The sequence below is a fragment of the Chromobacterium piscinae genome (genome assembly GCF_021129175.1).
Lineage (GTDB): Bacteria > Pseudomonadota > Gammaproteobacteria > Burkholderiales > Chromobacteriaceae > Chromobacterium > Chromobacterium piscinae.
The window spans coordinates 101099-127365 of sequence record NZ_JAJOHV010000035.1 but is presented as its reverse complement, the minus strand read 5'-3'; the positions used below and the strand labels follow the sequence as shown (position 1 = coordinate 127365).

The window sequence follows — 26267 nt, the reverse complement described above, 5'->3', positions numbered from 1 at the left end:
GCCCGGGTGGGCCGGCTTTTTTGCGTCAGCTGTCGGCGAAGTCCATGGTCATGCTCCAGGGCGCCTGCTGACTGATGGAGTAGGCGATCTTGGCTTCGCCGCCGCCATCCGTCACGTCCAGCAGGCCGCTGTCTTCGTCCTGGCCGATGGTCAGCTGGTAGAAACCGTCGCCGCAGTAGTCGTAGTCCGGGCCGTCGGCGAAAATCACGCCCATCATGTACGCGTTGCCGGGGCCGCTCCAGTCCACACTGATCCGGGCCGCGAGGTCCGGTTGCAGCGCAAAGCCGCGCCGCAGCGGCTTGTCATCCAGCAATAGTTCCTGATCATCCCAGTTTGGATCGCTATCGATGTATATGGCGCGGCTGGAATGGTTTTTCACCGTCACGACGGGTGAGCTCATCTGTTTTCTCCTTGCGGGAAGAGTCGCGTTATTTGGCGGATCGGCGCTTGCTAGAATAGGCGGGATGTGGGCGCGAGCTGGTCTGCACCACTCTTTCGGACAGGCATTGCCGACTGTGGCCGTGAGATAGTGGCGGGTCATTTGATTGATGGCCCGCCAAGAGCGGGGCAAGACAAAAGGAGAAGAAAATGACCAGATGGATGATGATGGCCGGCATCGCCTTGATGGGGCCATGCATGGCGCAGGCGGCGGAGACGCCTGGCTTGCCGGATGGCGCTTATGGATTCGACTGGTATGGGGCGACCCCTTGTCGCAAGATAGGCAAAGCGGATTTGCGGCGCTTTCAAACCTGCGAGAATGGCGGCAGCGGCTTTGGCGGCCCGGTCAAGCCATTGCTGACTTGCCGTCACGGCAAGGACGACGAATGGGTGATTTACGCCAACAAGGCGCAATGCCGGGAGGAGCGCGAGACGATGGAGGCCAACGCGCCCTGATTCTCTAGTCCATCTTGGACCAGCCCTCTCCGCCGGCCAGTTGCCGCAGCAACCATCCCGCCGCCGCGCCGAGGGGGCGGTTGGCGGCCCATACCAGGTCCACCGGCATCCGTTTGGGCCAGCCGGCGACATCCAACTGTTTCAGCTCGCCGCCGCCAAAGCTTTTCACCAGCCAGCACGGCAGCTCGGCCCAGCCCACGCCCAGGCGCGCCATGTCCAGCAGCATCAGATAGCTGGGCGCGTACCATTGCCGTTGGCCGGTGCGCGCGGGACTTTTGTCGTTGTAGGTGTTAAGGCGCAACTGCCGGTGCAGGGCCAGTTGTTGTTCGTCGACGCGGTCTATTTCCACCAGTGGATGCCGATAGGCGGCGTACAGAGCCAGCTCGCTGGCCTCGCGCTGGCGCTGGTGGCGGATATCCGGCGGGTAGTGGTCCAGCGCGCCTACCAGGCCAAGCTGGGCGCGGCCGGACAAGATCAGGTCCAGCACGTCTTCCTGTTCCCCGGCCAGGCACTCCAATTCCAGCAAGGGGTAGCGCTCCTCCAGCCGGCAGGCGACGTTTTCCAGCGTCTCGGACTGGAAGGTGTCGGACAGCACGATGGTGAGCCGGCTTTCCACGCCGGCGCTCAGCTGTTCCGCCTGCCGCTGCATGTCCTGGCTGGCAGTCATGATTTGGCGCGCTTGCGGCAGCAGCAGCCGTCCGGCCGGGGTGAGGGTGGGTGTCCGGGTGCCTCGGTCGAACAGGGGGGTGCCCAGGTCGATCTCCAGATTGGCGATGGCCTCGCTGACGGTGGATTGGCTTTTGCCCAGCCGTCTGGCCGCGGCGGAGAAGGAGCCGAGATCGGCGGCGTAGACGAAGGCGGAGAGCGCGTCGACGGAAATAGTCATATCGGTTTAACCGATGGATGGTATTTTTATAGTATCCGGAAACCCAATCATAATGCCAAGCATTGAATTTCAGCATTAGGGAGAAGTCAATGCAAACGACAAACAAGAAACTGGGCGAGCGGGTGCTGCACGCCGTGCTGTACGAGGCTTGCGCGATGGCTCTGCTGGTGCCGCTGGCGGCGCTGGTCATGCAGAGGGACATGCTGCATATGGGCGCGTTGGCGTTGATGATGTCGACGGCGGCCATGTTGTGGAATATGGTGTTCAACTCGCTGTTCGAGCGCGTAGAGCGCCGTTTCCAGTGGCGTCGCACCGCCGGCGTGCGCTGTCTGCACGCGCTGGGCTTCGAGGGCGGACTGGTAGTGTTGCTGGTGCCGCTGGCAGCCTGGTGGTTGAACAGCAGCTACTGGCAGGCTTTCCTGCTGGACCTGGGCTTCTTTGTCTTTTTCCTGCCCTATACCTATGTGTTCAACTGGCTGTACGACCATCTGCGCGAGCGTTTCGTCGCCCGCCGGAGTCTGTCGGCCGCTGTGGAGTGATTGATGAAAGTCTGGCTGTTCCTGATGGGGGCCATCCTGTCCGAGGTGGTGGCCACCTCCGCCTTGAAGGCCTCCGATGGCTTTACCCGGCTGTGGCCGTCCGTGCTGACCGCAGGCGGCTATATGTTGGCCTTCTATCTGTTGTCGCAAACCCTGCGCCATATTCCGGTGGGCGTCGCCTACGCGCTGTGGTCCGGCATCGGCATCGTGCTGGTGTCGCTGATCGCCTGGCTGCTGTACGGCCAGAAACTGGACCTGGCCGCAGTGGCCGGCATGGGGCTGATCATCGCCGGCGTGGCGGTGATCAATCTGTTCTCGAAAGCGTCTGCGCATTGAGCGGCGCGGGCAAGCCTGCCTGGCGCTCGCCAGGCTGGACTTGCCCGCTCACCAGAGCTGTCTTCGCAAGATACCCATGAGAATCCATGCGCGGCATTTGTCCGCGCTGCGCATGGATGACGTCCATTCCCGATTTCTTCCATCCGTCGTCAGCATCGCATCCGTGGCTGCCGCCCAATTCGCCTGTCCATGGCGGGCGCTCGTTCCACCGCAGCAATGAGCCGCCGAGCCGAAAAACGCATCCATACTATATTCATCAATATATTTCCCTTTTCGCATCCTCTTGCTCCGCCAGGCTCGCCATCAACAGGAGCGGGCCCGGGCGTCGAGGTGGGCGAAACAGCCGGCGATACGGTTTTGGGCGAGGCGAAGCATGGCGATTTTGGCGGTATGCGGCGTGAAGGGCGGCTGCGGCGCGACGACAGTGGCCGCGTCGCTGGCCCTGTTGTGGCAGCGGCAGCAAAGGCCGGTGCTGGCGATGGACCTGTGCCGGCAGAACATGCTGCGTCTGCACTTCGGCATGGCCCGGGAGGAGAGCGATGGCTGGCGCGGCCGGCTGGATGCCGGCGCCGACTGGATGCGCGCCGCCTGGGAGGTGGGCAATCATCACCTGATGCTGGTGCCGCATGGCCGGGCGGGGCTGGATAGCGGCCAGGCCGGGCCGGAGGACCACTGGCTGCGCGAAGAGCTGGCGCTGCTGGAGAAGCGGGCCGGGCAGCGCACCGTGCTGGATTTGCCGGCGATAGGCGTGGCCGAACGGCGGCAGGGCTTGAACGCCGCCAGCCACGCGCTGGTGGCGCTGTCGGCCGAGCCCGCCGTTTGCGCGCTGCTGGAGATGACGGAGGCGGAACTGGCGGCCAGCGGCTTGCGGCCGGAGCGCGTCTTGTTCGTCATCAATCAGTTCAATCCGCTGCGGCGGCTGGACAACGATGCCGAGGCGATGCTGCGCGAAGCGCTGGGCCCGCGGCTGGCACCATTGCCCATTCATCGCGACGAGGCGGTGAGGGAAGCCTTCGCCAGCCAGCAGTCCTTGTTCGATTACGCGCCGGAAAGCCAGGCCGCCGACGATTTGCGCCAATTGGCGGCCTGGCTGTCGGTGCGCTTGGATGCCGGGGGACATGTTTCATGAAACTGTCCGCGGCAGGGTGGCCGGCGTGGGGCGTGCGGTTGCGTTTGCTGCACCCGGCCGATGCGCCGCGCTTCGCCTTGCTGCTGCTGTCCTTGTTCATCGTCACGCCTTCCCGGGGCTGGGCCGCCTGGAGCGACAGGGCGCGGCAGTATTTTCCCCAGGTCGATTTCTCCCGGCCCCGGCCGGGCGATCCGGTGCGGATCTTGTTGCAGCTGGCTTGGCTGTCTCTGGTCAAGCCGCCGTTCGCGCGGGGAGCGAGAAGGACGGGATCCTGGCCTTACTGGCTTGGGCTTTGCCGTCGCGCTTTGGCCGCGGCCGCCGGCTGGCGGCGCCGCGTCGGGGCCTGGCTGGAGGCGCGCTTTCCGCAGGCGTTCGATCCCGCTCGTTTGCGCGTCTCGGTAGAGGGCGTCGCCGAGCATGCCTGGTGGCGGAACGCCGCCATCCGAGCGGCTTGCTATCTGGCGGCGGCCTTGCTGGGCGCGCTGCTGGTGACCACGCCATTCGACGAGTATTCGCAAGCGGTGTTCACCGTGGTGCTGTTGTCGCTTGCCCTGTGGGTGCGGCGCATTCCTGGCCCGGTGCCCACCTTGATTCTGATGGTGTTTTCCATCGCGGTTTCCACCCGCTACATCTGGTGGCGCGTGACGTCCACCATCAATGACGACAGCTGGCCTAATCTGATTGCCGGGCTGGTTTTGCTGAGCGCCGAGCTGTATGCCTGGCTGGTGCTGTTGCTGGGCTTTTTCCAGTCGTCCTGGATGCTCGAGCGCGAGGTGGTGCCGCTGCCTGCCGATGTCGCGCTCTGGCCCAGCGTGGACGTGTTCATCCCCATTTACAACGAGCCGCTGCGGGTGCTGAAGCCCACCGTGTTCGCGGCGATGAGCATGGACTGGCCGCCCGGCAAGCTGCGGGTGCACATCCTGGATGACGGCACGCGCGACGAGATCCGCGAATTCGCCAAACAGGCGGGCGTCGGCTACATCGTCCGCCGCGAACACAAGCACGCCAAGGCCGGCAACATCAATCACGCGCTGGGCGTCACCGACGCCAGCTTCGTCGCCATCTTCGATTGCGACCACATTCCCACCCGCTCTTTTTTGCACAACACGATGGGCGGCTTTCTCAAGGACGACAAGCTGGCGCTGGTGCAGACGCCGCACCATTTCTTCTCCGACGATCCGTTCGAACGCAACCTGGACACCCGCGGCGAGGTGCCCAATGAGGGCGAGTTGTTCTACGGCCGAGTGCAGGACGGCAACGATTTGTGGAACGCGTCCTTTTTCTGCGGCTCATGCGCGGTGCTGCGGCGCGAAGCGCTGTTGTCGGTGGGCGGCATCGCAGTGGAAACCGTCACCGAGGACGCGCACACCTCCTTGAAAATGCATCGGCGCGGCTATCGCTCGGCCTATATCAATCTGGTGCAGGCGGCGGGGCTGGCCACCGAAAGCCTGTCCGCCCATGTCGGCCAGCGCATCCGCTGGGCGCGGGGCATGGCGCAGATTTTCCGCAGCGACAATCCGTTGCTGGGCAGGGGGCTGACGTTGGGGCAGCGCTTTTGCTACCTCAACGCGATGATGCATTTCCTGTACGGCATACCGCGGCTGGTGTTCCTCACCGCGCCCTTGGCTTTCCTGTTGTTTCATGCCTATACCATCTACGCGCCGGCGCTGGGGCTGGTGCTGTATGTGGTGCCGCACATGGTGTTTTCGGTGATGTCCAATTCGCGGATGCACGGCGAATTTCGCCGCTCGTTCTGGGGCGAGGTCTACGAGACGGTGCTGGCCTGGTACATCACGCTGCCCACGACTGTGGCGCTGTTGTTTCCCGGCCTGGGCAAGTTCAACGTCACCGCCAAGGGCGGGGTGGTGGAAGAAGACCATGTCGACTGGAGCATCACCAAGCCTTACCTGGTGTTGTTGGCGCTGAATCTGCTAGGCGTGGGGTTCGGCGTCTATCGGGCCTGGACCGGTCCCGCCGACGAGGTCGGCACCGTGGTGGTGAACCTGTGCTGGGTGGCTTACAACACGCTGCTACTTGGCGTGGCGCTGGCGGTGGCGCGCGAACTGCGCCAGGTGCGGGTGTCGCATCGGGTACAGAGCCGGCTGCCGGTGTCGCTGCATCTGCCGGATGGCAAGGTCTATCCCTGCCATACCCTGGATTACTCCGAGGGCGGCATGGCGCTGGCGCTGCCGGAAGGTTTGCATTTGAGTCTGAAGCAGAACGCCGAGTTGACGGTGTCGATGCGACGCGGCGGCCGCAGTCACGCGCTGCCTTGCCGGCTGGTGTTCTCCAAGGACGGCCGTTTGAGCGTGCGCTTCGTCGGCCTGAGCCTGGAAGACGAGATGGCGCTGGTGCAATGCACCTTCGGCCGCCCCGACGCCTGGCAGCGAACCGCCGAGCGCGAGCATGAGGGCACGCCCTTGGGCGGCGCCTGGGACATCTGGCGCATGGGCGGCCGCAGCCTGTGGCAGTTGCTGCTGCAGGCGGCTTTGCCGTTCACCGTCCGCAGCGGCCGCTGGATGGGCTTTTGGAGCTGGCTGGGCAGCCTGCTGCCGCGGCAGCCGCATATCTATCGGGATAGCAAATGACCATGCGCATACCGAGAAAACCTCTGTCGATATTCCTGGCCGGGCTGTTGCTGGCGGCGCAGACGCCGCCGCTCAAAGCCGAGGGAAAAATCTCTGCATCCGAGCCGGCCGCATCGGCGGCGCTGGTTTCCACCCGCACGCTCAGCTTCAAGCAGATGGGCGCCGGCTACCCGCTGAAAATGCGCGGCGACAACAGCCTGGCGGGCGTAGGCTTCGGCAGCCGCGGCGATGAAGTGATCACCAGCCTGACGCTGCGTCTGCGCTATACATTCTCGCCGGCGATGCTGGCCGATCTGTCGCATGTGCAGGTGCTGCTCAACGACGAGGTGGTGTCGGTACTGGCCTTGCCGAAAGAGCAGGGCGGCAAGCCGCAGCAGCTGACTCTGCCGCTGGACCCGCGGCTGCTGGCCAATTTCAACCAGCTGAAGTTCCGCTTGATCGGCCATTACACCAATCGCTGCGAGGACGAAACCCACAGCAGCCTGTGGGCCGAAATCAGCAATGCCAGCGAATTGCAGCTGACGGTGCAGGCGCTGCCCTTCGCCAACGACCTCGGCTATTTTCCCGAGCCTTTCTTCGACAGGCGCGATTTTTCGCCGCTGAAGCTGCCGTTCGCGTTCGCCGCGCGTCCTTCGACAACGGCGCTGCAGGCCGCAGGCGAGCTGGCGTCGTGGTTCGGCGCCCAGGCTGGGTGGCGCGGCGTGCGCTACACCGCCGCGTTCAACAGCTTGCCGGCGGCGCAGCACGCCGTCGTTTATGCCACCAACGCCCAGCGGCCGGACTTTCTGGCCAAGCTGCCGCCGGTGTCGGCGCCCACCATCAGCATCATGCCGCACCCGGAGCGGCCGGAGCGCAAGCTGCTGTTGATTCTGGGCCGCGACGACAAGGACCTGCAGCTGGCCACCGACGCGCTGGTGCTGGGCCAGGCCGGGATGAGCGGCGCCCAGGTGACGGTGCGCGGAATGAAGCTGGACGCGCCGCGCCAACCGTACGACGCGCCGAACTGGGTGCGGCCGGATCGGCCCACCAAGCTGGGCGAGCTGGTGGACAATCCGCGCGATCTGCAGGCCACGGGCCAGCAGCCGGCGCCGATACGCGTGTCTTTCCGCGTGCCGGGGGATCTGTTCACCTGGGGCAGCCGCGGCATTCCGCTGGATCTGAAATTCCGTTACACCGGCCAGCAGCAGTCCGCCGGATCCCGTTTGAACATCGGCATCAATGAATTGTTCGTGCAAAGCCTGAACCTCAACGCCAGCGGACTGGGCAGCACCCAGACCAGCCTGCGCCTGCCGGTGCTGGATAATGGCCTGCTCAGCAATATCGACCGCATCCTGCTGCCGCCGTTCCGCGTCGGCAGCCGCAACGAGATGCAGTTCCAGTACGTGTTCGCGGCGGAAAAACAGGGCGAGTGCGCCAACAACCTGGCCGATGGCAACCGCGCGGCGATCGATCCGGACTCCACCATCGATTTCAGCGCCTATCCGCATTACGCGGCGCTGCCGAATTTGGGCTTGTTCGCCACGTCCGGCTACCCCTTCACCCGCATGGCCGACTTGTCGGACACCGCAGTGGTGTTGCCCAGGCAGCCGGCGCAGCAGGATGTCGGCGCTTTTCTCAATGTGATGGGCAATATGGGGCAATCCACCGGCTACCCGGCGCTGCGCTACCGGCTGGTGGACGAGGGAGGGCTGGACAGCGTCAAGAACCGAGATCTGCTGGCGATCGGCAACGCCCACGATCTGAGGCTGTTGAAGGCCTGGCGCGACAAGCTGCCCACCACGCTGGAGGGAGCCGAGCGCAAAGTGGCGGAAGGGAAAGGCAACGCCTTGTACCAGGAGCCGGCGCTTGGCTTGTCGGGCGGCGGCCGCGTCAGCGGCCAGGCTGACTTTTCCGCCAAGGGAAGATTAGGGGCGATACTGGGCCTGGAGTCGCCGCTGGCCCGCGGCCGCAGCGTGGTGATCGTCACCGGCAACGAACCGGACGCGATGAGCGCCGCCACCGGCGCGCTGTCGGACGACGGTAAGGTGGCGCAGATGGCCGGCAGCGCGGTGCTGATCCGCGGCGACAATATCGACAGCCAGCAATTGGGGCCGGTGTATTACGTCGGCAGCCTGCCGCTGTGGACCTGGGTCTGGCTGTTCCTGTCGGCCCATCCGCTGTTGCTGGCGGCGCTGTCCGCGCTGGCGGTGCTGATCTTCTCCTTCGCCATCCTGCGCCTGTTCAAGGCGCTGGCCGCGCGCCGACTGAAGGAGTCTTGAGATGGGCGCGCGGCTGCGGGCGTGTCTGGCGGCGCTGTCCGCGCTGGTTTTCGTCTCGGCCCAGGCGGCGCCGTGCGATGGCTGGCCGGCCTGGCAGGATTTCCGCCGGCACTTCGTTTCCGACGGCGGCCGGGTGCTGGACCGCGGCGCCGACGGCCAGCCCACCACCTCGGAAGGACAGAGCTACGCCTTGTTCTTCGCGCTGGCGGCCAACGACCGGCCGGCATTCGACAAGCTGCTGCAGTGGACGCGGGACAATCTGGCCGGCGGCGACCTCAGCGCCCGGCTGCCTGCCTGGCAATGGGGCAAGCGCCCGGACGGCCAGTGGGGCGTGATGGATGACAACAGCGCGTCCGATTCCGACTTGTGGATCGCCTATGACCTGCTGGAGGCCGGCAGGCTGTGGCGCGAGCCGCGCTACACCGCGCTCGGCAAGCTGCTGGCCCTGCGCATCCTGCGCGAGGAGACGGCGGACCTGCCTGGCTTGGGGCCGACCCTGCTGCCGGGCCGCGAAGGCTTCCGCAAGCCGGGGCTGGCCCGGCTCAATCCCAGCTATCTGCCGCCGCAACTGATGGCCCGCATGGCGCACGCCTTGCCTGGCTCCAACTGGGCCGCGCTGCGCGGCACGTCGCAGCGCGTGCTGCTGGAAAGCGCGCCGGCGGGCTTCGCGCCGGACTGGATCGGCTACCGCAACGGTTTCGTCGCAGACGACGCCAGCAAGGCGTCCGGCAGCTACAACGCCATCCGCGTCTATCTGTGGGCCGGCATGCTGGCGCCGGACGCGCCGGAGCGCGCGGCCTTGCTGGATAGGCTCAAGCCGATGGCGCGGCAGGTGGCCAAGACCGGCCTGCCGCCGGAAACGGTGGATACCCGCGACGGCAAGGTTCAGGGTTCGGGGCCGATAGGCTTCTCGATGGCGCTGCTGCCTTTTCTGCAGGCGCAGGGCGATCAGGCGGCTTTGCAGACGCAGTTGCTGCGCGTCGAGGCGATGCCGCTGTCCGAGCGGCCCGACGCCTATTACGACCACGTGCTGACTTTGTTCGGCCAAGGATGGCAGCAGGCGCGCTATCGCTTCAAAGCCAACGGCGAGCTTGTCCCCGCCTGGGAGGGAGCATGCGCGCCATCCTGAGCGCCTTGCTGGCGCTGGGACTGAGCGGGGCCCTGCACGCCGCGCCTGCGGCGGTGGACCCGGTCCAGGCGCTGTTGGAGCAGGCCAGACTGTGGCAATCGCTGGGCAGGCCGCTGGAGGCGCAACAGGCATTGGACAAATTGCAGCGCATTCATGCCGCCAAGCCGCAAGACAAGGCTGAAGCCCTGACTTTGCAGGCGCTGGTGCAAGTGCAGCAGCGCCAGGACCAGCAGGCGCAGAAGACGCTGGCGCAATTGCGCAAGCTGTATCCAGGCTATGCCGGCATCGCCCGCGTCGAGCAGCTGCGCCGGGTGATGGGGCCGGACCGCAACAAGCTGTTGACCGCGCGCTCGCTGTTCAACAGCGGCAAGTACGAGCAGGCTTACGCCGCCTTCAATGCGCTCTACCAAGGACCGCCGCCGTCCGGCGCGCTGGAGCTGGAGTACTGGCAACTGGTGGCGCGGCTGCCGAATGGCGGCTGGGCGCGCAGTGTGGCCGCGTTGAAGAAGTTGATCCAGCAAAGCCCGTCCAATCATAGAAACCGGCTGACGCTGATCGGCATCCAATTGCTGCGTCCGCCGCTTCCGCAGCAGGGCTTCGCCGAGCTGAAGGCGCTGAGCCAGTTCGCTGACAGCCGCAACGAGGCGCTGAGCCTGTGGCGCAGAGCCTTGCAGCAGGTGGATCTGCCTCAGGACGCCTATATCGCTTATCTGCAGGCGGCGCCCGACGATGAGCAGATGCGCGCCCGGCTGAATGCCTTGCAGGAGAGCAGGCGCAAGCAGCGCGAGCTGCTGGCCGATCCGGCCTATCGGGCCCTGCTGGCGGCCGACAAGCAACTGGACGCGAACCAGCTGGCCGCGGCGGAAAAGAGCCTGCAACTGGCGGCCGGCCGCTATGGCAATCAACCGCAGTATCTGAAGAGCCTGGGTCGCCTGCGCGAGAAACAGGGCCGTTACGCCGACGCGGCGGCCAGCTATTGGCAGGCCGGGCAGGCGGGCGACGGCGGTTGGAAGCGCCGCGTCGCCGACGCGCAGCTGGCGGAAACATTGGCGCAGGCCCGGGCCGCGATGCAGGCCGGACAATGGCAGGCGGCGCGCGCCTTGTTGGATCAGGCGGGCAAGTCGCAGCCGGCCAGCGTCGATGTGCTGCTGGCCGACGCGGAATGGCAGACGGGACAAAAGCGCGCGGAGCAGGCGCGGCGGCTATACCGCCAGGCGCTGGACAGGAAACCTGACAGCGGGCAGGCGTTGGCCGGCTTGCTGCGCGGCTATCTGGATGCCGGCCAGTACGCCGAGGCCGACCAGATGCTGCGCGCCTTGCCGCAGAAGCAGCAGCGCGCGCTGGGCGCCTCGTATCTGTCCGCCCGCGCCGAAGTGGAGCGCGAGCTGGGCGACCGCTTGCTGGCTCAGGGGCAATTGCCGCAGGCGCTGCCGCATTTGCAGCGCGCGGTGGATTTGCAGCCGCAAAACGCCTGGAACCGCTTCGCCCTGGCCAATGCCTGGCTGGCAGCTGGGGACGCCGATAAAGGCGGAGCCGTTCTGCGCCAGTTGGCCGACGCGCCGGCAGCCAGCCCGGAAAGCTTGTACGCCTACGCCTTGTTCCAGGCCAAGCGGGATGAAGACCGCGCGGCGCTGGCCACTTTGCAGCGGGTTCCCCAGCCGGCGCGCAGCGAGGGCATGGCGGAACTGCAGCGCCGCGTTTGGCTGCGCGAAACCATGCGTCTGGCCGACGCCCAGCTGGCTTTGGGCCACGCGGAGGAGGCGCGGCGCGGCTTGCAGGACGCGGAGCGCCGGATGCAGGGCGATCCGGAGCGGCTCTCCGAACTGGCGCAGGCCTGGCTGCGGGCGGGCGAAGCCGACCATGCCCGCCAGTTGCTGCTGTCGCAGTATCTGGAACAGCCATCCACGGACAACGAACTGGCCTACGCCGACCTGCTGCTGGATCTGGACGACGCCGCGGCGGCCGAGCCGCTGCTGGCGGCGGCGGGCCAAACCCGGCAAGACATGAGCGAGGAGCAGAAGCGGAAGCTGGCCGAATTGCAGGCCACGCTGGCTGTGGCCCAGGCCGACAGGGCGCGGCAGTCCGGCGATGACGCCGGCGCGCAGGCCATCCTCAGCCAGGCTTTGGCGAACGCGCCGCAAGACGCGCGCTTGCAGCGCCGGCTGGCCGACTACGATATGGAGGCCGGGCGCTGGGATGCCGCCCGCGAGCGCTTGCGCCAGGCGTTGAGCGGGAAGCCGGACGACGACGAGGCCCAGCTGCAATTGGTGGATCTGCATATCAAGACCGGCGACCGCGAGTCGGCCGGGCAGGGCATAGACCAGTTGTTGCAGGACAAGCTAGGGCGCAGCCTGGATTTCCGTTTGAGGGTCATGACCCGCTTGGGCGATGTCGGCGATACCGCCAGGCTGGATCGCGAGATATCCAGCTTGCTGGCGCAGAACGTCAAAAGCCCTGGTCTGATGGGACAGGCGGCGCGGCGCGCGCGGCAGAAAGACCAGCCGGAACAGGCGCTGGCGTGGTATCGCGCCGGTTTCGCTCCGGCTTCGGCCATGGCGACCGTTGGCGATGTCGGCCAGCGGCAGCCGCTGCGGCCGGTGGCGGCCGAATCGGCGCAGCAGGAAAGCCTGCATGAGGACTACGCCGCGCTGCTGGACGCGCGCAGCGTCAAGATCTGGCAGGGCCTGGATCTGACCTACCGCAGCGCCGAAAACGGCACGCCGGGCCAGTCGCAGATGACGATGTGGCAGGCGCCGCTGCTGGTGGAGCTGCCGGCGCCGCGCGAGGGGAAGTATTTTCTGCGCGCCGACCCGACCAGCATCAACGCCGGCTCTTTGGATAACAGCGCGGACAATAATTACGCCTTGCAGCGCTTTGGCTCCGTCGCCGCGTGCGCAGCTTTGGCCGGCAACAGCGTCCAGAGCTGCGCGGGGCGGTTCGGCGCGCAAAGCGCGCAAGGCTTGGATTTGGGCCTGGGCTACCAGAACGAGCAGTGGCGGGTGGATATTGGCAGTACGCCGCAAAACTTCCCGGTGTCCAATGTGATAGGCGGCATTCGCTATTCGGACAGCGTTTCCATCCTCAACTACAAACTGGAAGCCTCCCGTCGCCCGGTCACCAGTTCATTGCTCAGCTACGCCGGCGTGCGGGATCCCTATACCGGACAGACCTGGGGAGGCGTGGTAGCCACCGGCGTCGGCGGCAGCCTGGGCTACGACAAGGGCGGGCCATTCGGCGTATGGTCCAATTTCGCCTACCAGCAGCTGACCGGCGAGAACGTGGCCGATAACCGCAAGGTGACGATCATGGGCGGCGTTTACTGGCGTTTGCTGAAAGAGCCGGCCCGGCAGCTGACGCTGGGCGTGAACAGCATCAATTTCTGGTTTCAGAAGAACCTGGGCGAATTCACTTTCGGCCAGGGCGGCTATTACAGCCCGCAACGCTACAACTCGCTGTCCATCCCGCTGGGCTACGCGGCGCGCAACGAGCGCTGGAGCTGGACGGGCCGGGCGTCGGTTTCCGTGTCCAGCGCGCGGGAGGCGGCGTCGCCGTTCTATCCCACCCGGCCGGATTTGCAGGCGCAGGCTGGCAATCCCTATGTCAGTGCGAGCGCCGGCCCAGGCTGGGGGGTATCGCTGAGCGGGGCGTTCGAATATCAGCTGACGCCTCGGCTGGCGCTGGGCGGCATGCTGGAATACCAGCATTCGCAGTATTACCAGCCGGGCCGGGCATTGTTCTACCTGCGCTACCAGCCGGACGGCGCGTCGTTGACGCTGCCGTTCCCGGTGGAGCCGCTGCAGCCGTATTCGAGTTTCTGAGGAGAGGAGAGTGGCGTGAGCTTCAAGCCGATTACGTGGCTGGCTGTCGTCCTGTGGCTGTCGGCGGGCATGGCGGCAGCGGCTCCTGCGGAGCTGGAGGCGGCGCGCGCCTGGTATTGGCAGCATCCCTACCAACCGGAAGCCATCAACCGGCTGGCGCTGCAATTGCTGAAAATGGGCGACGCGGATAGCGCCGTCGTGCTGCTGGAGCGCGCGCTGCGCATCGCGCCGGATCGCCAGGACATCCGCGCCAATCTGCTGAGATTGAAGTCCGGCTCGCGCCAGGTGGCGGATTCTCCTTGGCAGGCGCAGAGCGCGGTTGCGGGCGCCGAGCCGAATGCCGCCGCGCCGGCAAGTCCGCCGTCTGGCCCGGGCAAGCTGCCTGAGCCCTGGCCGCAGCCTCCGGCGCATCCCTGATCGTTGTCCGGCGGAACCCGCCTGTTCTCCAGGCGGCGGTTTGTCGCCCCGCTTCTCTGCCTATTTTGGATTTCGCCTCTAGCAGGCGCATGAGCGGATTTTGAAAGCCGTTCCCGGCTGCTTGGCCTAGCATGCCGTTTCAGTCGACTCGGCTGGAGGCGGGACTCGTGGATGATTTGTTTTTTGATGCGTTGCTGGCAGAGCTAGGCCAGCGTGTTGGTTTGAGCGGGCTGATTTTTGATGCCCAGGGGCATTGCGATTTGCTGTTGGATGGCGCTGCGCCGGTTGCGTTGCGAAAGGATGCCGGCAGTGGCCGGCTGATCCTGATCATCCATATCGGCAGCGAGCCGCCGTTGTTTCTGGAGCCGGAGCAGTTGTCCGCGATGCTGGAAATGGCGCTGAACCCGTTGCTGGGCCAGGAGCCGGGAATAGGCTGGAACCCGGAGCTGGGGCTGGTGGCGTATCAGTCGCTGGCCGCCGATGCCCTGTCTGCGGCCAGAGTGGAGGATTGTCTGGCTGGTTTGGCGCTATGCAGGGAAACCATCATGCAACAAGTGCTGAGCCGCTAGCGGCTTGCCGGGAAAGGGCGGCAGTGATCAATTTCAATAGTGTGTCATCTCCTCGCTTGGTGGACACCGATGTGGTGGGCGAGGTGGTCGATCGCGGCGGATTCTCGGTGGCTGGTCGCGAGTTCTCGATAAGCGTGGCGACCGATCATGGGCAGGTGAGGCCGCAGGAGAGCGCCGCAGGTCGTTTCTTTGAAGGCGCGCGGCGGCTTTGCGCGACCGGCTCTTGCGCTTCGCAGACGCGCGCGCTGAACGCCGTATTGTTTCCCAAGCCTGCAGAGGTGCTTGGCAAAAGCCAGGCGGCGTTGAACCGATTGGGAGAGTACGCCTGCACCGATGCCCGCACGTTTGTCCGCCCGAGCCATCCCCGCTATGCGCAGATCATGTCCAGATTGGGAGACTTCGGCCAGGATGCCAACCGCATGCGGGCCAATCAGCAGGCGAATATGAGCGCCAATGTCGCCGCGGGTTTCGAGGTGGATCGTTCCAAATTGGACCGGATAGCCAGACTCGTGGACGAGGCTCAGGCGGGCTGCTGCTCAACTCTGGCCTATGCCGGAGCGGCGGAGTTGCTTAAGCATGCGGGCGCTTGCCGCGTCGAGGTCGTCGCGCACCATCAAGGACACAACACGACGCATTGCTTCATCATCGTCGGCAGGGCCCACCCCAGCGATCTCGCTCAGGTGGGAAGCTGGGGCGCCGACGCGATTGTGGTCGACCCCTGGGCGGCCACGATAGGGGGCCAGTTGTCTGGCCCGCCGTCCCATCCTCCCATCAGCAATCTATGGCCACCGACTCAGTCGCTGTTTGACAGCCGCGGACACGCCTGATCGCGCCGGCAAGCGAGGGGCTGAGTTGCGGGATTCTGGACGCGCCGCGGCTCAGGCGTTTTCAGGTGCTGCTGGCCGTGTTTATTGCACCGGGTATTCTGTCCAGCCGCCGCCATCCTGTTGCAGCAGGAAGCGTTTGCCGCTCTGCATCACGATGGAGCTGGCGCTTTCCGACACATACGGCGTGGCGGGGAGGTCGCGGCCGAAGTCGGCAGGTTGGTAGTCGGCGCCGAATGGGCTCTTGTTCATCATCCGCGACAGGATGCTGGATATCGCCAGGTAGCTGCTGGGCTGGTCTATCCGCATCTGGCTCGGATGGCCCTGGCCGCCGATCACCTTGATCGCCGCCGGCACGATGGTGATGCGCGGCGTGGGAATCTCGCGCAAGCCGCTGAACTGTTGCTTGTCGCCGCGCAAGGCCGCGCCGTGTTCCGGCACCATCACCAGGATCAGCTTGCGATGACTCTTTTCCAGCTGGTCGATGAACTGGGCCAGGTCGGAAAACAGCCGGTTGGCGCGGTACTTGTAACTGTCCATGGTATTCAGCCCCGGCGCGGCGGGGATGGTGTTGCCGTCGTGCAGGCTGATGGTGTTGTAGTAAACCGCCACATGGGCGCTGCTGTCTTGCTGGCGCAGCTCCAGCCAGCGATTGAGCACCGCGTAGTCGCTATAGATCGGGCTGCTGTCGAAAGAGCGCAGGCCGACCGGCAGGCCCTGCTGCGACATCAGCGGCTGGTTCAGCCGGCCATCGGCGCGGATTTGCTTCAGAAAGTCGTCGAAGCTGCCGTCGTGGTTCAGCGCCAGCTCGGTTTTGAACCCCAGCGCCGCCAGATCCTGGAACAGGTAGCAATTGCCGGGCGCGCTCTGGTACAGCTCGCTGTGTTTTGGTTGGCCGCAGCTGGCGCGCAGCACGCGCAGCGCGGCCGGGCCGCTGTATGGCGTGACGGAGTTGAAGTTGCTGAACAGGAAGTCGAAGCGACTCAGCAAGGGGTGCTGGTCCATGCCTATCGCGCGCAGGTCGTCCCAGGCCAGCGAGCAGATATGCAGCAGCAGCACGTCGAAGCCGGGGTCGGCCAGCGGCCCCTGGAATTTCACGATGCGTTGGCCTTCGCTTTTGAAGAAGGCCGCCAGTTGCTGGTCCGGCGTCTGGGGCGCGGCTTGCGCGGCGGCGCCGCTGTCCACGGCCGCGTTTGCCGGCGCTTGCGGCCGGTCCTGCCACAGCTGGCGTCCGCTCAGGCCCAGCAGCGCGATCACCACCAGCGTCCCCAAGCGCAGATAGCGCGACAGCAGCCAGTAGCCGCATAACAGGATCACCGCGCCGGTCAGCAGCGGCAGCGACAATACCCGGCCGGCCAGATCCAGCAGGTAATGCAGGCTGAAGCCTTTGAGCGTGGACAGCTGCTGCAATGCGATTTCCGGCGATGGCAGCCAGCTGTCGTGGTAAAGCAGGGCTGCGCCCGCGATCCAGGCCAGCGCGGCGCGGACGCGCAGCCAAATTCTGCCGGAGACCGGCATCAGCAGCAGCAGCGCGAAGGCGAGGTTGGGCGCGGGGTGGAGATTGAGCGTGCCCTGCCAGGACAGCAGCAGCTTGGCGATGAAATAGACGCTCCAGGCGCCCAGCCCCAGCGACGGGGCGGCTTCGGGAGCGCTGGCGGCGGCGGAGTGGCTGGGCTTCATGTCGGTTTACGGCTCGGCGCGGCGGCTTTGGGCCAGCGGCGCGTCGTCCCGCCGCCTCAGCTTTTGCAGATAGGGGTGGGGCTGGAAATGGCGCAGCCGGCGCAGCAGCAGGCTGCTGAGCCAGGGCAGCAGCCGGGCGCGCAGCTGGTAGCCGGCGATGCCGGCGGCCAGCGCGGCCAGCAGCACCATGAATTGCAACTGGCTCAGTTCGGGGTTGAACATGGGTTTTTCCTTTACTGGCCGCCGTGGCGGCGCAACGGCGCGCGCTGCAGGACGGGCGCGGCATAGGCGTGCCGGCTCTCGCGCAGGTGCGGCTCATCGGACAACTGGTGGCTCAGGTCCGGCAGTTGGTCGAAGCCGGGCTGCCGGGCGAGTTGCGACAGCGCCAGCAGGATGCTGTCGCAGTCGGCGCTGCGGACTTCCGACTGGGCCACTTCGCCTATAGGCATGCGGAACAGATTGCCCAGCGCGGCGTCGGCGTCGCTTTCGCGGCAGGCGAACAGAAACAGATAGGCGTGGCCGCGGTCGGCGGTGCACAGATCGCCGGCGCGCTGGAAACGGCCCAGCGCCAGCAGTTCGGCCGGCGTGGCGCCCAGCGCGGGCTGCAGCTGGATCAACATATTGCTGACATCGATGGCGCGGCTGCGCTGCACGGCGTTCTCCACCATCTCGACAAAGCGCGCGGGCGGCAGGTAGCCGCGGTCGGCCTCCGGATGGCTGGCGGCGTGCAAGTCTTCCGCCTCCACGCCGCCGCCTTGGTAGACGGCCTGGCGCAGCGAATGGATGATGCCGGCCAGGCTGGCGAAGCGCAGTTCCGCCGGCAGCACGGCGTTGGCGCCCAGCCGCAACAGCAGTTGTTCCTCGTTCTGGCGCAGCCGGCGGTTGCCCACTTCTCGCACCATGATCTTCAGCAGCTTGCCGTTTTGCCGCCGCAGTTGCGCGACTGCCTGGCCCAGCGCCTCTTTCTTGGCGCTGGCGGTATCCAGCAGGACAGTGGCGGCCACCGCGTCGCGGGCCGCTTCCAGCAAGCGGGGCAAGTCGTCGAATGTCCGCCACTGCGGGGTTGGCGGCGCATGGCCGCTGAGGGCGGCGCTGGTGGCGAGCACCTGCAAGGCGTCAGTGGCGAGGCGGGCGGCATGCTCCGCGCCGCTGTCGGCGGACCCGTCGCAATCGCCGATTTCCGCTTGCGCGCTCAGCGTATGGCGTAGGCTCATTTCCAGCACGCGCAGCCTGGCGGTTTCTCTGGGAGGCGCGCCAAGCCAATGCGAGATCTGCCAGCTGTAGAGCCCGTTGCCCAGTTGCGCGGCGTAAGCCATGCCGGCGCAGTCGCGGCCCAGTTGGCTCAAGGTCACCAGCGCGGCGGCGTCCAGCCGGGAGCTGTCCAGCAGCAATAGCAGCGCATGGCCGTGGCGGGCCGCCCAGTCGCCGCAGGCCTGCAACGCCCGGCGAGCCGAAGCGGGTTGCTGCAGCGGCAGATAGTCTTCGGCATGGTCCAGCGCTACGGTCATGCCGCCGGCGGGCGGCAGCAGGGTTTTGCGGCAGCGCGCCAGTTCATCCAGGCAGGCGCTTGTCAAATGGAGCGACGGCTTGCGCAGCCGGCGCGGCGACAGCAGTTCCAGATTGCCGGCGTGAATGCGGCGGTCGAGCCAAACGGTGTCTTGCTGCGGAGCGGGTTGCTGTCTGCTGACGCAGAGCAGGGGCTGGCTGCCGGTGGAGGGAAGGTTGGAGAACAGCAGCGCCTGGGCCAGTCCGGAATCGGGCGAGGCGACCAGGTAAAGCGCGCCGCAATTCAGGGTGGCGGCGGAGGGCGGGAGGCCCTCTATGCCCAGGCTTTGGGAGATGTCCATTGCGGTGTTCTGTTCCCGGATCATTTAACAGTATCAGCCGAATGCCGCGCAATCAAACCCGTTGAGCTTGGGCGGCGGAGTGGAATATGCGCCGGGAATCAGGGCTTTTTGAACCAGATGCCCAGGTAGGCTTGGCGGTAGCTCTGGTTGTCTTCGATATCGCCATCGCGGCCATGGCTCAGCAGCCTCTCCTGCGTGACCAGTATCGGTTTGCTGACGAAGCCGCTGGGCGGCTGACGGGCGAAGCCGCGGTTCAACTCATCGGCCATCTGCCAGCCTTGCTGGTTGCACGGTTCGGCCACGGTGGCTTTTTGCTGCGAGATGCCTTCGCGGATGCGGTTCATCGCCGAGTTGGAGCCGTCTCCGGCTGAAATATTGACGATGTCTGCACGCCCGGCCTGGTGCAGCGGGAAGTTGATGTTGTCGTAGTAGAGGTCGTTGATGGCGAGGGTGTGCGTCCATGCCTTGCCGTATTGCCGCGCCAGCTCCGGCACCAGCTTGGGGATGATCTGCGTGGTCTGGCTCAGGTCCACGTCGCGCACCGCCAGCACCTTGCAACGTTTGCAGCGCTCTAGCGCCGTCTTCATCGCCTGGGCCTTGCGCATGGCGATGGAAAAGTGGGAATCGGTGAAGATGACGGCGCCCATCGGCCCCGCGCTGCTGCCTATCGCGTAGTCCACCGCGGTTTGCGCGACGGCCAGCGGATCGGTGGTGATGTTGGCGAACAGCTCGGCATTGGCGCCGGGGGCGCTGCCGGCGTGCCAGCCCACCGCGATCTTGCCCATCCGCTTCAGCATGGCCAGCTCCAGATGATAGCCGGCGCTGTCGGCGCCGATCAGCGCCACCCCGGCGATATCCTTGGCCGTGGCCTGCAGCAGCAACTGTTCGCGCACCGCGTCGTTGCTGCTTTTGGCGTCGGCAACTTTCACCTGCCAATGCAGATAGCCGGCGGCGTTCAGGAAGCTGCGGGTGGTCTTGGAAATGCCGCCGTTGCGCAGGTCGTAGGCGATCAAGAGCACATGACGGCCGGTCTGGGCCGGCGGCCCGGAGACTGGGGCGACGGCGTCCGGCAAGGCGGCATTCGTCGAGTAGGCCGGCCAGACTGTTGCTAGAGCCAGGATGAGACACCGGGTGGCGCGGACAAGCGGCGTGGTCATGGGGACTCCGGCAAGGCGCGGGGCGGCGAGGAGGCGGCTCCATGCTCAAATATAGCAAGCGGCCTGTCCGTTGCCGGACAAGCCGCCGCGTTGCGTCCGGCACGCGCCGGACTTTGCAGTTTGCTTAGTGAGTGTCGGGGTTGGCGTATACCTTAGCGCCCCCGCGCCAGGTTTCATGGACGTTGATGTGGCGCAGATCGGTCACGCTGTCATCCAGCGGATCCTTGCCCAGAATGACCAGGTCTGCCAGCTTGCCCGGTTCAAGCGAGCCCACTAGATGGTCCATGTGGCACTGCCAGGCCGCATCCAGCGTCACGGCGTCCATCGCATGCCGATGGCTGAGGCATTCCTCGGCGTTCAGCACTGGCTTTACCTCCTGTTGAGCGCCTTCCATCTTGCGGTAGATTGCTTGCTCCGCCATCCGCAGCGATCCCAGCGGAGAGACGAAATGATCCGAGTGCAGGCTGATGCGCATGCCGGCGGCGCGGGCCGACTCGCAGCGGTCCAGCAGCTCCGAGCGGGCTTCTCCCAGGATTTGGGTGAGGAAGGCGTCTCCCCAATAGCCGACGTGGCCGATCAGAAAGCTGGGTGACAAGCCCATCTTGGCCATGCGGCTCAGAGAGGTGTCGGTGAGCAACGACGCATGCTCCACCCGCAGGCGAAGGCTGCGCGCGTCGGCGCGGGTTGCGCTGATCGCCTCCTGGTAACTGTCCAGCACCAATTCCATCGCCTGTTCGCCATTCGAGTGAACCAGCACCGGCCAGCCGCGCCCCAACGCCAGTTGCAGGTAGCTGGAAAGAGCGTCCGGCAGCCGTTTTGCGTTTTCCGGGCTGGGATCTGCGGGGACGTTGAAGTTGAACAGACCGATGGGCGATACATCCGGCACCGGATGCTGCCTCGCGTTCTTGTAAGGGCGGTACTGGAAGCCGGTCAGGCCCTGGTTAGAGCCGTCCGCCACCAGTTTCAGCGCCTTGATGCTGAAATTGCTGTCGGTTTGGCTGTGCAGGTCGGGTTGGTAGTCTTTCATCCACTGCAGCATTTGCGGCAGCTCATTGGAGTACAGCGCGCCGGCGATGCGTACCGGCGACAGGCCGAGTTTGGCGATCTGCCTGAGCAGCTTGATCTCCACGTTCTTCAAGGATGAGCCCAGGCCGGCATCGAACAGAGTGGTGTTGCCCCTGGCGGCGGCGTCATGCAGCACGCCCAGCAGGTTGCGCAACAGGTCTTTTGCCAACAACCGTTTGGGAATCTTGCCCATGATCTGGACAATGTTGGCTTCCGTGAGCACGCCCTTGCAATCCTGGATTTGCACCGGCGTGAGTCCGGCTTCCTTCATCGCCGTGGTGTTGGCGTAGCCGATGTGGCCGGATGCGTTGAGCAGGAAGATGGCGACGTTGTCGTCAGGCGGAGCCAGCTCATCCAGTTTGAGAGAGTCGATATCGATCCACTCCCGCATCAGCGAAGGATCTATGCCGAAGCCGAGCACCCAGTTGGACGGAGCGCCGGGTTGTTTGGCGTTCTTAATAGCTGGCCCGAGCTTGTCCTTGATCTGCTGGTAGCTGTAGTCCGGGTTCAGCATTTGTGAGTCTTCGCCTTTTTGTCCGGCTGGCGTGACGCCGAAGGCGCTCAGGGAAATCCAGCTTCTGAAAACCGCGCTGGGGGTGATGTGCATATGCGGATCAATCAGGCCCGGCAGCAGGGCGCGGCCATTCAGGTCTATTTCTTTATAGGGACCATGGCTGCTCATCGCCGCGCGCACGCCGTCCAGCTCCCCCATCGCGATGATTCTGCCGCCGGAAATGCCTAGCGCGGCGACTTGATCCGGGCCGGACGCAGCCAGAGGGCGGATGACGCCGCCGTGAAAGATGGCGCTTTCCTGCTTGCTTGAGTGAGGAAACAGCTTGCCCAGTTCAGGAGCCAGCGCTTCCAGCTCCCGCAGCCAATCGTCCTGGGATAGCTGGGGCTGATCCAACTGCGCCAGCAGCGGCAGGCTACAACATGCGCAACCCAGATGGTGATCGTGGTGGTGATGTTCGCTCATGGCATTCATCCTTCTTGCGTGGGCCGGCGCCGTTAGCCGGCATCATGGACGGCTTGCGAATAATCGCATGGCATTGTTCGGCCGTCCCGCGTCTGGCCGCAATTTGGATAGTTAGGCCGGGAAGTGGGCCTGGGCCGTCTTTGGGCAGCCAAAACCGGGTATAATCGACCCATTTTTCCATCCAGAAAACCAAGATTCAGCACCATGGAACAACTTGCCAAAAGCTACGAACCGGGCGACCTCGAGCGCCGCTGGTACCAACACTGGGAACAGGCCGGCTACTTCAAGCCGAGCATGGACACCTCCAAGCCGTCCTTTGCCATCCAGCTGCCGCCGCCCAATGTGACCGGCACGTTGCACATGGGCCACGCCTTCAACCAGACCATCATGGATGGCCTGACCCGCTTTTACCGGATGAAGGGCAACAACACCGTGTGGGTGCCGGGCACCGACCACGCCGGCATCGCCACCCAGATCGTCGTCGAGCGCCAACTGGCCGACCAAGGTCTGAACCGCCACGACATGGGCCGCGAAGCGTTCACCAGCAAGATCTGGGAATGGAAGGAAAAATCCGGCGGCACCATCACCAGCCAGATGCGCCGCGTCGGCTGCTCGGTGGATTGGGATCGCGAATACTTCACCATGGACGACGTCCGCGCCGAAGTGGTGACCGAAGTCTTCGTCCGCCTGTACGAGCAAGGCCTGATCTATCGCGGCAAGCGCCTGTCCAACTGGGACGCCAAGCTGGGCACCGCCATCTCCGACCTCGAAGTGGTATCCGAGGAAGAAGACGGCCACATGTGGCACATCAAGTACCCGGTGGTGGGCAGCGATGAGTTCGTCACCGTCGCCACCACCCGTCCGGAAACCCTGTTGGGCGACGTGGCCGTGGCCATCGCCCCGGACGACGAGCGTTACCAGCACCTGCTGGGCAAGCAGCTTGAGCTGCCGCTCACCGGCCGCACCATTCCGGTGATCGCCGACAGCTATGTCGACAAGGAATTCGGCACCGGCTTTGTCAAGATCACCCCGGCGCACGACTTCAACGATTACGAAGTGGGCAAGCGCCACGGCACCCAGCTGATCAATGTGATGAGCCTGGAAGCCAAGATCCTGGCCAAGGCGCAGATCTTCGGCTTCGACGGCGCCGCCCAAGGCGCCATCGAGCTGCCGGCCGCCTACGCCGGCCTCACCGCCCAGGAGGCGCGCAAGGCCATGCTGGCCGATCTGCAAGCCCAGGGCCTGCTGCTGGAAACCAAGCCGCACAAACTGATGGTGCCGCGCGGCGACCGCACCGGCACCGTGATCGAGCCGCTGCTCACCGACCAATGGTTCGTCGCCATGAATAAAGTGGGCGAAGGCGACCCCACCGGCCAGTCCATCGCCGCCAAGGCGATCGAGGCGGTGGAATCCGGCGAAGTGCGCTTCGTGCCGGAAAACTGGGTCAACACCTATAACCAGTGGATGAAGAACATCCAGGACTGGTGCATCTCGCGCCAGCTGTGGTGGGGCCACCAGATCCCGGCCTGGTACGACGAAGACGGCAACATCTACGTCGGCCGCACCGAAGCGGAAGCCCAGGCCAAGGCCGGCGGCAAAACGTTGCGCCGCGAACAGGACGTGCTGGACACCTGGTTCTCGTCCGCCCTGGTGCCGTTCTCGACGCTGGGTTGGCCGGAAGAAACGCCTGAGCTGAAGGCCTTCCTCACCTCCAACGTGCTGGTGACCGGCTACGAAATCATCTTCTTCTGGGTCGCCCGGATGATCATGATGACCAAGCACTTCACCGGCAAGGTCCCGTTCAAGGATGTCTACATCCACGGCATGGTGCGCGACCACGAAGGCAAGAAGATGTCCAAGTCCGAGGGCAACGTGATCGACCCGGTGGACCTGATCGACGGCATCGCGCTGGAGCCGCTGGTGGAAAAACGCACCACCGGCTTGCGCCGCCCGGAAAAGGCCCCGCAGATCGCCAAGGCCACCGAGAAGCTGTTCCCGGAAGGCATCCCGGCCTACGGCACCGACGCGCTGCGCTTCACCATGGCCAGCTACGCCACGCTGGGCCGCTCGGTCAACTTCGACTTCAAGCGAGCCGAAGGCTACCGCAACTTCTGCAACAAGCTGTGGAACGCCACCCGCTTCGTGATGATGAACGTGGACGGCAAGGACTGCGGCCAGGACGAAAGCCTGCCGCTGGAATACAGCTTCGTCGACCAATGGATCATCGGCCGCTTGCAGCAGGCCGAGATTGACGTCACCAACGCGCTGGAAACCTACCGCTTTGACATCGCCGCCCAGGTGATCTACGAATTCATCTGGAACGAGTACTGCGACTGGTACGTGGAACTGGCCAAGGTGCAGATCCAGGGCGGCAACGAAGCCCAGCAGCGCGCCACCCGCCGCACCCTGGTGCGCGTGCTGGAAGTGGCGCTGCGCCTGAACCACCCGCTGATGCCCTTCATCACCGAAGAGCTGTGGCAGACCGTGGCCCCGCTGGCCAACGCGAAGAAGACCGACTCGCTGATGCTGGCCCCGTGGCCGGTGGCGGACGAATCCAAGATCAGCGCCGCGGCCAACGCCCGCATGGATGCATTCAAGGACATGGTCAACGCGGTGCGCAATCTGCGCGGCGAAATGGGCATCGGCCCGGCCGTGAAGGCCCCGCTGTTCATCGAAACCGCCGACGCGTCCATCGCCGACTTCGTGCCTTACCTGAAGCTGCTGGCCCGCCTGACCGAAGGCACGCTGGTGGCCAAGCTGCCGGAAGACGATGCCCCGGTGGCGATGTCCGGCGAAGCGCGCCTGATGCTGAAGGTGGAAGTGGACAAAGCCGCCGAAACCGCGCGTTTGACCAAGGAGCAGGGCAAAGTGGAAGCCGAGCTGGCCAAGCTGACCGCCAAGCTGGAGAAGCCGGGCTATGTGGACAAGGCACCGGCGCATTTGGTTGAGCGCGATAAGGCTCAGTTGGCTGAGCTGAATGACAAGTTGGAGAAGGTTAGGGCGCAGTTGGCCAAGCTGGCTTGATAGTTAAATGTCATTTGTGATAAAACCCCCATCATCGAAAGGTGATGGGGGTTTTTATGTCTACTGAAGGCGAGATAAGGGTTGCTAAAGCGAAAGGAGTTCCACTCTACGCGCAACAAGAATACGACAAACAACTTAACTATGGGTTGTGGTCAACATCAAGGACGCGTTTTATTGCTGCGCGGCGTCTGAAGTCTAAGGATTCAAGATCATCCAAGACAATATCATTTTTATCGGCATATATGATCTTGTTTACTCTATTGGATTTTCTCTTTTTAAATAAATTGAATGGATATAATTCGGGGTATGTGATTTTTTTCAATATTTCATGCTCTATTATGATATTGATATTTAGTCAATTTGAAAGCTCTGCTTCTTATGCTGTTCGGTCGCATAAGCACCACCAGTGCGGCCTGGAAATTTCAACATTATATAAGAGATTGAGGAAATTAAAGTCTCAGCATATGGGGGAGCGTGGTGAGGATTTCTATCGGGAGCTGGAGGAAATAGACAAGCAGTATGATCTTATTCTTATTCAAAATGATAATCATGAAATGATAGACTATGATCTTTTTAAAGCTACATACCCAAAGTATGAGGATCATAGTCTCAACTGGTTTGACGTTTTCCTAATTCGGATTCGTCATTACATTGGCAATGTGGCATTTTATCACTTTGCTATGTTTGTCCCTGCAGTTTTGATTTTGGGCGTTTTTATTCTTGTGGTTTTTAAGTCTGGGATCGTAAGTCTCTGATCATTCCTATGATTCTCTAATGGAATCTTCATTCTCTCCGCGTATCCATAATAATTAATTGGTATTTTGTATGCGATGCGTGACCGCATCGTGGTGGAACTCCCTGCGTTGCTGGGATTCCGCCCTACGGGTCGTGGTCGGGGTGTCGCGGTAGGGTGGATGCCCCGGAGGGGCGATCCACCGTTGCCCACTGCTGCTGATGGGGTGTGCAAACCCTGTGGCTGAGTTTGTCGCTGGTCTTTTGACGGCTTGTAATGACCCACTAAAAACCTGCTCAGGTCATAATTCACACAGGAGCATGTGATGAGGGCCGTAGGTTGGGCTGAATGTAATGAAGCCCAACGTTTACCGCGTTGGTTTGTTAGGATTTTTGTGC

General features: G+C 64.3%; 20 protein-coding genes. 13 read left to right on the top strand and 7 right to left on the bottom strand.

Going from position 1 to position 26267, the window contains the following annotated elements; genetic code table 11:
- Positions 1-25: 25 nt before the first annotated feature.
- Positions 26-400: a hypothetical protein gene (locus tag LQR33_RS11965; RefSeq protein WP_231469106.1), complete on the bottom strand. Its 375-nt coding sequence runs from the start codon at positions 398-400 to the stop codon at positions 26-28.
- A 188-nt stretch (positions 401-588) separates the two neighbouring features.
- On the opposite strand from LQR33_RS11965, the gene LQR33_RS11960 reads away from it, so the two are divergent.
- Positions 589-894, top strand: a complete 306-nt coding sequence (locus LQR33_RS11960) for a hypothetical protein (RefSeq protein WP_221664992.1) — start codon at positions 589-591, stop codon at positions 892-894.
- 4 nt (positions 895-898) lie between these two features.
- On the opposite strand, the gene LQR33_RS11955 is transcribed toward LQR33_RS11960, so the two are convergent.
- The gene (locus tag LQR33_RS11955; protein WP_231469104.1) at positions 899-1780 is read right to left on the bottom strand and encodes a LysR family transcriptional regulator; all 882 of its coding nucleotides are present in this window, start codon (positions 1778-1780) and stop codon (positions 899-901) included.
- A gap of 89 nt (positions 1781-1869) precedes the next feature.
- Here LQR33_RS11955 and LQR33_RS11950 point away from each other — a divergent pair, with 89 nt between their 5' ends.
- The 10 genes from LQR33_RS11950 to LQR33_RS11905 all read left to right on the top strand — a co-directional run bounded on the left by LQR33_RS11950 (position 1870) and on the right by LQR33_RS11905 (position 15390).
- Positions 1870-2319 carry a multidrug/biocide efflux PACE transporter gene (locus tag LQR33_RS11950; RefSeq protein ID WP_231469102.1) on the top strand — a complete coding sequence of 150 codons (450 nt, stop codon included), beginning with the start codon at positions 1870-1872 and terminating at the stop codon, positions 2317-2319.
- Between the two features lie 3 nt (positions 2320-2322).
- Positions 2323-2655, top strand: a complete 333-nt coding sequence (locus LQR33_RS11945) for an SMR family transporter (RefSeq protein ID WP_021474862.1) — start codon at positions 2323-2325, stop codon at positions 2653-2655.
- Positions 2656-3028: 373 nt separating this feature from the next.
- Entirely contained in the window at positions 3029-3784 is a 756-nt protein-coding gene (gene bcsQ / locus LQR33_RS11940) for a cellulose biosynthesis protein BcsQ (RefSeq protein WP_231469100.1), read from the top strand.
- Positions 3781-6372 (top strand): UDP-forming cellulose synthase catalytic subunit, encoded by a 2592-nt coding sequence (bcsA, locus tag LQR33_RS11935; RefSeq protein ID WP_231469098.1) that lies wholly within the window; start codon positions 3781-3783, stop codon positions 6370-6372. Before bcsQ ends, bcsA begins: the two co-directional genes overlap by 4 nt.
- A 2-nt stretch (positions 6373-6374) precedes the next feature.
- Positions 6375-8630: a cellulose biosynthesis cyclic di-GMP-binding regulatory protein BcsB gene (bcsB, locus tag LQR33_RS11930; RefSeq protein ID WP_231469096.1), complete on the top strand. Its 2256-nt coding sequence runs from the start codon at positions 6375-6377 to the stop codon at positions 8628-8630.
- 1 nt (position 8631) lies between these two features.
- Positions 8632-9759 carry a cellulose synthase complex periplasmic endoglucanase BcsZ gene (bcsZ, locus tag LQR33_RS11925; protein ID WP_231179564.1) on the top strand — a complete coding sequence of 376 codons (1128 nt, stop codon included), beginning with the start codon at positions 8632-8634 and terminating at the stop codon, positions 9757-9759.
- Positions 9744-13577 carry a cellulose synthase subunit BcsC-related outer membrane protein gene (locus LQR33_RS11920; RefSeq protein ID WP_231469094.1) on the top strand — a complete coding sequence of 1278 codons (3834 nt, stop codon included), beginning with the start codon at positions 9744-9746 and terminating at the stop codon, positions 13575-13577. The genes bcsZ and LQR33_RS11920 overlap by 16 nt, the downstream gene beginning before the upstream one ends.
- Positions 13578-13592: 15 nt before the next feature.
- Complete coding sequence (locus LQR33_RS11915) at positions 13593-13994, top strand: tetratricopeptide repeat protein (RefSeq protein WP_231469092.1); 402 nt, start codon at positions 13593-13595, stop codon at positions 13992-13994.
- A 167-nt stretch (positions 13995-14161) separates the two neighbouring features.
- Positions 14162-14563: a CesT family type III secretion system chaperone gene (locus tag LQR33_RS11910; protein ID WP_166440193.1), complete on the top strand. Its 402-nt coding sequence runs from the start codon at positions 14162-14164 to the stop codon at positions 14561-14563.
- Positions 14564-14586: 23 nt separating this feature from the next.
- Positions 14587-15390: a hypothetical protein gene (locus tag LQR33_RS11905; protein WP_166440194.1), complete on the top strand. Its 804-nt coding sequence runs from the start codon at positions 14587-14589 to the stop codon at positions 15388-15390.
- A gap of 81 nt (positions 15391-15471) precedes the next feature.
- On the opposite strand, the gene bcsG is transcribed toward LQR33_RS11905, so the two are convergent.
- The 5 genes from bcsG to LQR33_RS11880 form a co-directional block, all read right to left on the bottom strand.
- Positions 15472-17067 (bottom strand): cellulose biosynthesis protein BcsG, encoded by a 1596-nt coding sequence (bcsG, locus tag LQR33_RS11900; protein ID WP_231469090.1) that lies wholly within the window; start codon positions 17065-17067, stop codon positions 15472-15474.
- Between the two features lie 6 nt (positions 17068-17073).
- The gene (locus LQR33_RS11895) at positions 17074-17289 is read right to left on the bottom strand and encodes a hypothetical protein (protein WP_221668545.1); all 216 of its coding nucleotides are present in this window, start codon (positions 17287-17289) and stop codon (positions 17074-17076) included.
- 11 nt (positions 17290-17300) lie between these two features.
- Entirely contained in the window at positions 17301-18914 is a 1614-nt protein-coding gene (bcsE, locus tag LQR33_RS11890; RefSeq protein WP_221668544.1) for a cellulose biosynthesis protein BcsE, read from the bottom strand.
- A gap of 98 nt (positions 18915-19012) precedes the next feature.
- The gene (locus tag LQR33_RS11885) at positions 19013-20071 is read right to left on the bottom strand and encodes a type 1 periplasmic-binding domain-containing protein (RefSeq protein ID WP_221668543.1); all 1059 of its coding nucleotides are present in this window, start codon (positions 20069-20071) and stop codon (positions 19013-19015) included.
- Between the two features lie 124 nt (positions 20072-20195).
- Positions 20196-22112, bottom strand: a complete 1917-nt coding sequence (locus tag LQR33_RS11880) for an amidohydrolase (RefSeq protein ID WP_231469088.1) — start codon at positions 22110-22112, stop codon at positions 20196-20198.
- A gap of 204 nt (positions 22113-22316) precedes the next feature.
- Between LQR33_RS11880 and LQR33_RS11875 the strand changes: the two genes are divergently transcribed.
- Positions 22317-25136 carry a valine--tRNA ligase gene (locus LQR33_RS11875; RefSeq protein ID WP_231469086.1) on the top strand — a complete coding sequence of 940 codons (2820 nt, stop codon included), beginning with the start codon at positions 22317-22319 and terminating at the stop codon, positions 25134-25136.
- A 56-nt stretch (positions 25137-25192) separates the two neighbouring features.
- A complete protein-coding gene (locus tag LQR33_RS11870; RefSeq protein ID WP_231469084.1) occupies positions 25193-25891 on the top strand; it encodes an SLATT domain-containing protein in 699 nt (232 codons plus the stop codon).
- Positions 25892-26267: the final 376 nt, after the last annotated feature.

Excerpts from the sequence above, each read along its gene's own strand:
- LQR33_RS11965 (WP_231469106.1), bottom strand. The coding sequence starts at position 400 with ATGAGCTCACCCGTCGTGACGGTGAAAAACCATTCCAGCCGCGCCATA.
- LQR33_RS11960 (WP_221664992.1), top strand. The coding sequence starts at position 589 with ATGACCAGATGGATGATGATGGCCGGCATCGCCTTGATGGGGCCATGC.
- LQR33_RS11955 (WP_231469104.1), bottom strand. The coding sequence starts at position 1,780 with ATGACTATTTCCGTCGACGCGCTCTCCGCCTTCGTCTACGCCGCCGAT.
- LQR33_RS11950 (WP_231469102.1), top strand. The coding sequence starts at position 1,870 with ATGCAAACGACAAACAAGAAACTGGGCGAGCGGGTGCTGCACGCCGTG.
- LQR33_RS11945 (WP_021474862.1), top strand. The coding sequence starts at position 2,323 with ATGAAAGTCTGGCTGTTCCTGATGGGGGCCATCCTGTCCGAGGTGGTG.
- bcsQ (WP_231469100.1), top strand. The coding sequence starts at position 3,029 with ATGGCGATTTTGGCGGTATGCGGCGTGAAGGGCGGCTGCGGCGCGACG.
- bcsA (WP_231469098.1), top strand. The coding sequence starts at position 3,781 with ATGAAACTGTCCGCGGCAGGGTGGCCGGCGTGGGGCGTGCGGTTGCGT.
- bcsB (WP_231469096.1), top strand. The coding sequence starts at position 6,375 with ATGCGCATACCGAGAAAACCTCTGTCGATATTCCTGGCCGGGCTGTTG.
- bcsZ (WP_231179564.1), top strand. The coding sequence starts at position 8,632 with ATGGGCGCGCGGCTGCGGGCGTGTCTGGCGGCGCTGTCCGCGCTGGTT.
- LQR33_RS11920 (WP_231469094.1), top strand. The coding sequence starts at position 9,744 with ATGCGCGCCATCCTGAGCGCCTTGCTGGCGCTGGGACTGAGCGGGGCC.
- bcsG (WP_231469090.1), bottom strand. The coding sequence starts at position 17,067 with ATGAAGCCCAGCCACTCCGCCGCCGCCAGCGCTCCCGAAGCCGCCCCG.
- LQR33_RS11895 (WP_221668545.1), bottom strand. The coding sequence starts at position 17,289 with ATGTTCAACCCCGAACTGAGCCAGTTGCAATTCATGGTGCTGCTGGCC.
- bcsE (WP_221668544.1), bottom strand. The coding sequence starts at position 18,914 with ATGGACATCTCCCAAAGCCTGGGCATAGAGGGCCTCCCGCCCTCCGCC.
- LQR33_RS11885 (WP_221668543.1), bottom strand. The coding sequence starts at position 20,071 with ATGACCACGCCGCTTGTCCGCGCCACCCGGTGTCTCATCCTGGCTCTA.
- LQR33_RS11880 (WP_231469088.1), bottom strand. The coding sequence starts at position 22,112 with ATGAGCGAACATCACCACCACGATCACCATCTGGGTTGCGCATGTTGT.
- LQR33_RS11875 (WP_231469086.1), top strand. The coding sequence starts at position 22,317 with ATGGAACAACTTGCCAAAAGCTACGAACCGGGCGACCTCGAGCGCCGC.
- LQR33_RS11870 (WP_231469084.1), top strand. The coding sequence starts at position 25,193 with ATGTCTACTGAAGGCGAGATAAGGGTTGCTAAAGCGAAAGGAGTTCCA.